Source organism: Halobacteriovorax sp. ZH5_bin.2 (genome assembly GCF_043196375.1).
Taxonomy (GTDB): Bacteria; Bdellovibrionota; Bacteriovoracia; order Bacteriovoracales; family Bacteriovoracaceae; genus Halobacteriovorax_A.
In genome coordinates this window covers 778,760-786,566 of record NZ_JBEBMJ010000001.1, presented here as the reverse complement: position 1 = coordinate 786,566, position 7,807 = coordinate 778,760, and the positions used below count along the sequence as shown (strand labels likewise).

6 protein-coding genes are annotated in these 7,807 nt (G+C 39.5%); all 6 read right to left on the bottom strand.

Translation table 11 applies throughout. The annotated features are described in order from the left end of the window. Positions 1 to 230: 230 nt before the first annotated feature. Positions 231 to 746, bottom strand: a complete 516-nt coding sequence (locus ABMA76_RS03875) for a hypothetical protein (RefSeq protein WP_392909194.1) — start codon at positions 744 to 746, stop codon at positions 231 to 233. A 33-nt stretch (positions 747 to 779) separates the two neighbouring features. Next, complete coding sequence (locus ABMA76_RS03870; RefSeq protein ID WP_392909192.1) at positions 780 to 1,892, bottom strand: hypothetical protein; 1,113 nt, start codon at positions 1,890 to 1,892, stop codon at positions 780 to 782. Positions 1,893 to 2,012: 120 nt separating this feature from the next. Then, the gene (locus ABMA76_RS03865) at positions 2,013 to 2,795 is read right to left on the bottom strand and encodes a hypothetical protein (protein WP_392909190.1); all 783 of its coding nucleotides are present in this window, start codon (positions 2,793 to 2,795) and stop codon (positions 2,013 to 2,015) included. A 173-nt stretch (positions 2,796 to 2,968) separates the two neighbouring features. After that, the gene (locus ABMA76_RS03860) at positions 2,969 to 6,088 is read right to left on the bottom strand and encodes an efflux RND transporter permease subunit (RefSeq protein WP_392909188.1); all 3,120 of its coding nucleotides are present in this window, start codon (positions 6,086 to 6,088) and stop codon (positions 2,969 to 2,971) included. 17 nt (positions 6,089 to 6,105) lie between these two features. After that, positions 6,106 to 6,579, bottom strand: coding sequence for a hypothetical protein (locus tag ABMA76_RS03855; protein WP_393060985.1), 474 nt, complete (start codon positions 6,577 to 6,579; stop codon positions 6,106 to 6,108). Then, a complete protein-coding gene (locus ABMA76_RS03850) occupies positions 6,576 to 7,799 on the bottom strand; it encodes a TolC family protein (RefSeq protein WP_392909184.1) in 1,224 nt (407 codons plus the stop codon). Before ABMA76_RS03850 ends, ABMA76_RS03855 begins: the two co-directional genes overlap by 4 nt. Between the last annotated feature and the right edge of the window lie 8 nt (positions 7,800 to 7,807).

Sequence of the window (7,807 nt, the reverse complement as noted above, 5' to 3'; positions counted from 1 at the left end):
CGAACCGCTCGGGCTTGGACCCTCGCTCTCGACACCAATCTCTAGCTGAAGAGTAAGGGGCCTAGCACCGCAAACAATAGCCCGCCTTAGGGCGGCCAATTTTGCGGGTAGCCTTGAGACGAACCGCTCGGGCTTGGACCCTCGCTCTCGACACCAATCTCTAGCTGAAGAGTAAGGGGCCTAGCACCGCAAACAATAGACTGGCTTTGGCCAGTCAATTTTGCGGGTGCTTAATAGCGATCTTTAAAACGTATAATCAAAGACTGATTGATGTGAAGGTTTCCGCGACGGTAGTCGATGAATTTTGCACGCATTAAGTTTTTTAATGAGTGAGAAAAGTCCACATCGGCCATGGCAAATTCTTTGTAAGGATAGCCGGCCCAAAGGTTTTTAAGTTCTGAGTGAAGGTCTTTTTCTCTTTTTCTGAATTTACCTTGGTCTTTTAGATGGTATATGATGAAAAGCTCTTCGTCTTCAAGATCAATTCCTAGGCCATAGCAGATGGCACTTAGAGCATGAACTGCTGCGATATACTTCTTATCTTTACCGAATTCATTTTGAAAATTAACGAAGCCTTTAAAGAATGCATCTAATTTGAATACCATATTTTCATAGACGGCATATGTACTTTTCGATGAGTCATTAGAGACGTGGATGCATTTATGAAGAAGCTCTTCAAATTGATCCATTTTCTTAAATTCTACTTTTTCTAATATTTCTTCAAATGTTTCTTGTAATTGGTCCATAGTCGTCTTTCTATCACATAATTCCTAAGCTGCCTATTGAGTAATACCGCGAATCTGATACTCTCGTGACGGCTTACGACGGCGATCGTATTCCTTTTGTCCAGGAGAGCGAGAATCATTATAAATATCCTCTGCTCCATAATAATTACTGATCATACAAACATTCAGTGCTGCAATACGATCACATTTTGATTTTACAATTCTCTTATAATTGGCCACGGCCTTTTGATTGCGGGCCTGTCTCTCAGGTGTAAAACGGTAATATTCAACAAAGAGGTTTCTGTCCGCAGGATTGATTTCATCCTTATACACATTGTAAACCAGCTTCTCACAAGAAACGTCCTTAAGCTCTCCTTCAATTGCCGGAAAGTGATTCTTCAATGTTGTTGCAGACTCAGAGCGGAAACCACCTTGATCGTTGTCACCTGCAAAGAAAGAAAGGTTTGAATAAATATCTTCAATTTTAGCGGTTTCATTTTCACAAGAGTTAAGCATTTGATCGACCCTTGTTAGAAGTTTCTCAAGATTCTTCTTAGTCACTTCTGCATTTTCATCGTCACAAGAAATACACCACTCTCTTTCAGCGAAATCTGAGTTCACATAGAGCATTGTTGCTAAAAGAGTATTTTCAAGACCACTCATGGCATCCGCATGAGCAGTTGGAATCACAAGATCAAGTAGCGTGAACCTTCGTGTTGCCTTTACCTTTTCTGTTAATTCATCAAAGGCCTTATTAAAATCAAGCTTCTTGAAGTCAACAGGACGCTCATTCAAAAGAAATTGATTCTTAACCAGAGTTTCAATGGAATATTGTAATTTGTAGTTACCAACTCTAATGGTAGCAACACCGTTATTAATCGTTGCTGGAGGGAGCTCACCGATGCCAGTCTTCTTTAGCCAGCGAAAGTACTTATGTTGCTCTTTGATATTTTTAAAGGACTGGGCATAGACCTCAGGGTCTTTGCGTCTTTGATTATAACTTTCTGTTATATTCACAAATCGACGATAGTAATTCTTCAGTGCAAAGTCTTCGACAATGGCATCGCCAGAGTACTCCTCTTTCTCCACAATCATTTTTGCATGAGTCTGGGGAGCTGTCGCCAAGAGGCCAACAAGCGCTAAGATATGAATAACTGATTTCCTCATAATTATCTCCCATACGCTTAACGGAGTAATTATATCAATTATTAAATATTTATGTCAGAGATTTAAAGATATCAGTAAGATAGCAAGGCCATCGACATGGCCTCGCTCTAGTTATGCCAATTAAAATTGTGCTGATAATTGAAAGATAAAAGATGATCGGCACTCGAATTCATCGAGCTGATTGACACCACAATCCATTGCCGAAACCGAGTAATCCATTGTGAATGAGCCTTTTTCCGTATTCAACTTGAAGTCCTCTGCTAAATCTAGACCTTGAGCGGAAAGAACTGGGGCGATTGCTCTTTCTAAGTCTTCTGCCTTGATCGATATCTGCTTAATCTTTCCAAAAAGAGATTTTTTTACAATAGCTGGAACAACTGTATCCACATCGTAATCTTCAAAAATAATTTGAACCGCTTTCTTAGAGACAACGTTTAACTTCATTTTATTAAGAATCTCTTTTGCAGGAACCCCTTGTGTGATTTCATTACGAGAGCCCTCAACACTAATAACCATATCGAAGTCACCTTCAATTGTGGACTTAGTTCCAGTAAGGTTATCTCCCTTAACTTCATAGAAGTCCTTACCACGTAGCTCAACAGTGATCTCCATCCCATTTTCAAGGTGATTAAAATTTGTGTTAACAGTCTTAGCTAATTCATTATAACTAACACCCTTTGCAAGAGCTTCAGTCATTGCCGTTGAACAAGATTCAACCTGTGCAAGATCTCCTCTTTTAAGTAAGGCAGCGGCCTTAGTAGAACCCTCTAGGGCACGAGCATAGTTAATTGCGGCTTCACTATTTGAAAAGCGGCAACTTGATAGGCCATCATTAACTGATAATGATGCAAATGCTTGAGTGCTTAATAGAGTGATTGCTGTGGCAATAATAAATTTATTCAATTCAGGCTCCCTTGTACCTTCTTAAAAGTCTGGCAGTAAATTATCATATCTAGGAAATCTATCGAGTTATTTGAAAATTTGCCAATGGATGTCTTAGATTTAGACGCCTATTTTAAACAGGGAGAAATGGTCTTAAAACTTAAGATTTCTCTTAAGTTTCAAGACCTTAGAGTTTATTCAGTCTTCATTTGCTCAATAAATAATCGATACAATGAAGGGAGAACAACAAGTGTTAGAAGTGTTGCTGAAATAATTCCACCAACAACAACTGTTGCAAGTGGCCTTTGTACCTCGGCCCCTAAACCAGTTGAAAAAATCATCGGCAGGAAGCCGAAAATATCCGTTAAGGCCGTCATAAGAACTGGACGAAGCCTAACCATTGTCCCTTCCCTTACAACGTCATCAGGCGATTTTCCATCAGCTAAGAGTCGATTAAAGTAAGTCACAAGAACAACACCGTTTAGAATACTAATCCCACAAAGAGCAATAAAGCCAACACCTGCAGAAATACTAAATGGAAGTCCTAAAATCTTTAAAGAAAGGACACCACCAATCAGCGCCATCGGTGCACACAGAAAAATTAGCAAGACTTGTGCATAATTCTTAAAGGCCGCATAGAGCATGACTAAAATCAGAAGAAGTGCCAATGGAACAAGAATACTGAGCCTTTCTTTTGCTGAAATAAGATTCTTAAAGCTTCCACCCCATTCAATATAATAACCTTCTGGAAGACTAACTTCTTTTTCAACAATCTCTTTTGCTACTTTAACAAAGTTTTCAATATCACGAGTTTGTGGGTTGATTAAAATAGCAAGTCTTCGCACAGAGTTTTCACGACTAACAGATGAGTAAGTTTGCGAAAGCTCAATATCAGCAACATCACTTATCTTAACAGTGTAGCCTTCGGAGATCCCAACAGGAAGGTTTGAAATTGTCTCCACATCAGATCGAGCGTTTGCAGATAAACGAGTCATGATTGGATACTTCTTTACACCATCATAAATATCGCCAACCTTGGCCCCACCAATGGCCGTTGAAATAACGTCAAGAACAGGCTTACTACTAACACCAAGTTTAGCAAGCTCTTCAAGTTTAGGAGTATACTGAATCATCGGAGAGAGTCCTTTTGATTCAACTTCAACTTCTCCTGCTCCAGGAGCTTTTGCGATGGCCGCAGAAACTTTTTTGGCGATTTCTTCAATGACCTTTAAGTCTTCTCCGTAAACCTTTGCTGATACAGATGCCCTTGTTCCTTCAAGTAACTCGTTAAAACGAAGCTCAACAGGTTGTGAGAACATGGCCACTTGAGCTGGGACATTTAAGGCAAGCGCCTTTTTTACTTCCTCCATAAGCTCGGTCTTAGTTTTTATATGTTCATTCTTAGGCCATTCATCTCTAGGCTTTAGCATGACATAAGAATCCGAGATATTAACACCCATTGGGTCCGTACTAATCTCAGCCGCTCCTGTTCTTGCAAAAACAGTTTTAACTTGTGGAAACTCTTTAATGACATCTTCACTTAAGCGTTGAAGGTGAATTGAGTTTTCAATACTGACATTTGCAGGACGAATAAACTGAACAGCGAAGTCTCCTTCATCTAATTGTGGAATAAATTCCGAGCCCATCCCCATAAAGAGAATTCCCCCCAGAGCAATGGCCGATATTCCAAGGCCAAGAACTGCCTTTTTAAACTTAAGGGCCAACTCTAAGATTGGAGCGAAGGCCTGTTTTGCAAGAAGCATTATTCTAGGCTCACGATCTTGAGTATTAGAGCTTAAGAATGTTGCGGCAAGAGCTGGAACTAATGTAAATGAAAGAACAAGAGCTGACGCCAGGGCCATAATGAAAGTTGTGGCCATTGGGCCAAACATCTTCCCTTCAACACCTGTTAGGGCAAATAAAGGAATGAAAACTGTAATAACAATAATCTCACCAAAGCCGGCAGCTGAACGAATCTCAATAGCGCTTTCAACAACAAGATCTTTAATCTCAGCACGTGTTAAGGCACGGCCAATTTCCTTTGTTCGCTTTTGTAAACGATGAACACAATTTTCAATGACAATAACTGCTCCATCGACAATGATCCCAAAATCAAGAGCACCGAGACTCATTAAATTTCCTGAAACATTCTGCCAGCGCATTAAGATGAAAGTGATTAAGAGTGAAATTGGAATGGTTGCAGCAACAATAATTGCGGCCCTAATATTTCCCACAAGAAGCATGAGAAAGGCCATCACAAGTCCGGCACCAACAATTAAGTTATGCTCGACTGTACTTAAAGTAGCATTAACCATATTAGAGCGATTATAGACAATCTCTAAGTTCACCCAAGAAGGAAGATCTTTTTTGATTTCATTAATTCGCTCTTCAAGTCTAATTGATACGGCACGAGAGTTTTCCCCAAGAAGCATAAAGGCCGTTCCAATGACGACTTCTCTTCCATTATGAGTTGCTGCTCCTGTGCGAATCTCTTTATCAAACTTAACAACGGCCACATCTTTTACACGAATGATATCAAGTGATCCCAAACGCTTAATGACAATATTTTCAATGTCGGAGATATTTTTTAAAAGCCCAACCCCGCGAACAAGAAGTTGCTCACCTGTTTGAGGAATATAACCACCTCCAACATTTTGGTTTGTACTCTCAATAGCATTTTCAATATCATCGAAGTGAATTCCAAACTTGGCCATTTTATCAATATCTGGCTGAATGAAGTATTGCTTCTCATAACCACCGATTGTATTAACTTCTGTTACACCCTTTACTGTTAAAAGCCTGGGCTTAATTAGCCAATCTTGGATTGAGCGAAGCTCCATAAGCTTTAGCATCTCCTCCTCTTCTGTCTTTACTTCTCCCTTAAAACTTAGAGAGTAGTGGAAGATTTCTCCAAGGCCTGTACTAATAGGGCCCATTTCAGGCTTTATTCCTTCAGGTAATTCAATATTAATAAGTTTCTCAGAAGTTAACTGCCTTGCACGGTAGATATCGACATCATCATTAAAGATGACAGTAACCTGCGAGATTCCATATTTAGAAACGGAGCGAGTTTGCTCGACACCAGGCATTCCCGTTAAAGCCGATTCAATTGGAAACGTTACCATTCTTTCAATTTCTTCAGGAGTAAGACCTTCGACAGGAGTATTAACCTGAACTTGTGTATTTGTTATATCAGGAACCGCATCAATAGATAGCTTATCAAAAGAATAAATTCCTCCGATAATTAATATTGCTGTTGCAATAAAAACAAAGAGACGGTTATGAACACTAAATTCAATTATCTTATTCATCATAATTCTTCCCCTCGCCTTTAATGTGCGTGTCCGTACTCAGATTCATCTGTTGAGAAGATATCTGAGACGCGAAGAAGTCCAATACCGCTGACAACGATCTCATCGCCTTTAACAAAAGCACCTGTTAACTCATGTTCATCAATTAGCTTAAAGAAGCCAGCTCTTTTTCGATAAAGCGCACGCTCCTTTCCAACTACAACATAAGCACTATCAGGAATGCCTTTTAGACTCTTCTTATAAAGAGTTGTCTTAATCGCAAGTCTCTTTTGTGCTTCCTTAGACAATTGAAATCCATGTTCTTTATCGACTTTTGTAATGGCCATACCTTCGCCTGTTTTCTCTGCGCCATGGCCGTGGTGATGATCATGGCCGTCGTGATCATCATGTTCTTCATGCTTATGTTCATCGTGTCCATGTTCTTCGTGTTCATCGTGATGAGCCTCACAACCAACTAAACCGATCAGTAATATTAGTAAGAATATTTTTTTCATATTTGTTCCTCTAGAATCGTTCCTCTTAGTAAATAGATATTCCATAAAGCTTCGACTGCACCCATTTCGTAGTCATTTCGCCTGATAGAAAAATCCACCATTTGCCTGTGGGCCTCAATAATAAGCGACGTTGAAATCACACCGCGATCAAAGAGTTTTTCAATTCTCTTATGCTTCTTTTCTAAGACGGCCTGTGAAATCATTTTCTTGTAAACAGATTGATATCGTTGGTATTTTTGTATCCAATTTCTAAGATCGATTTGAAGATCAAGTTCGTCGTATCGAATTTGATACTCGCCTTTCTTAACTGCGGCCATCCCCTTGGCCTTTGCGCCGTCATTTGTATTAAACACAGGCAAGTCAAAAGTAAGGCTTAGACCAAAGGCATGCTCTTTCTCATCATCAACTTTTGAGTATTCATACATTGGCCCGATACTGAGGTCACTATAAGCGTTTGACTTAGCAACATCATACTCAGCTTTGGCAACAGCTAGTTGCGCTAGGCCCTTCTTGTAGTCAGTACTATCTTTTAGCTCTAATGATTTTAAGTTGATCTTTTTGAACTTAAATAATTTTGGCAGAGCACTTTTTGTGACAACACAATTCTTTCCTGCATTTAATTTTAAATGAACTTGCAGATTTGCTTTTTCAGCAATTAGCTCTGATAACCTGATGTAGTAATCATCCATCGCAAACGAAAGTGTCTCATACTCAACTTCCTGGCTTGGTGATAATGACTTTCTAATCTTGCCTTTCTTATCAAAGACTTTCTTTAAAGAATCATATGACTCCTGATAGACAGGAATAAGCTCTTGAACCTGTCTTAGGCGATACATATTAAGGATATTCTCCAAAACAACTCTTTCTTTCTGACCTTTAGATTCGAGACTTCCAAGCTCTTTTAATCTCTGCGCCCATGCCTTACGAGAACCTCTCTTCCCCCCTAACTCAAAAGTTTGAGTTAACTTAATCATGGAAGAGATTTCATTACTCCCTGCAGAGACAATCTCTGTTTCAACCTCCGGGTTATAAACCTGGTTGGCCGAATTGATTTCACCTTCAAGTATCTCTTCATTGGCCTTGGCCAAGTGATTGACTTGATGATTTGATTTAATTTTCTTCAAAAATTCATTGGCATCTGTGATACGACAACTCTGTCCATAGGTATTTAGACCTATGCACATGGCCGCTATCACGATACTACTTCGACTAGTACTCATCGTGTAAA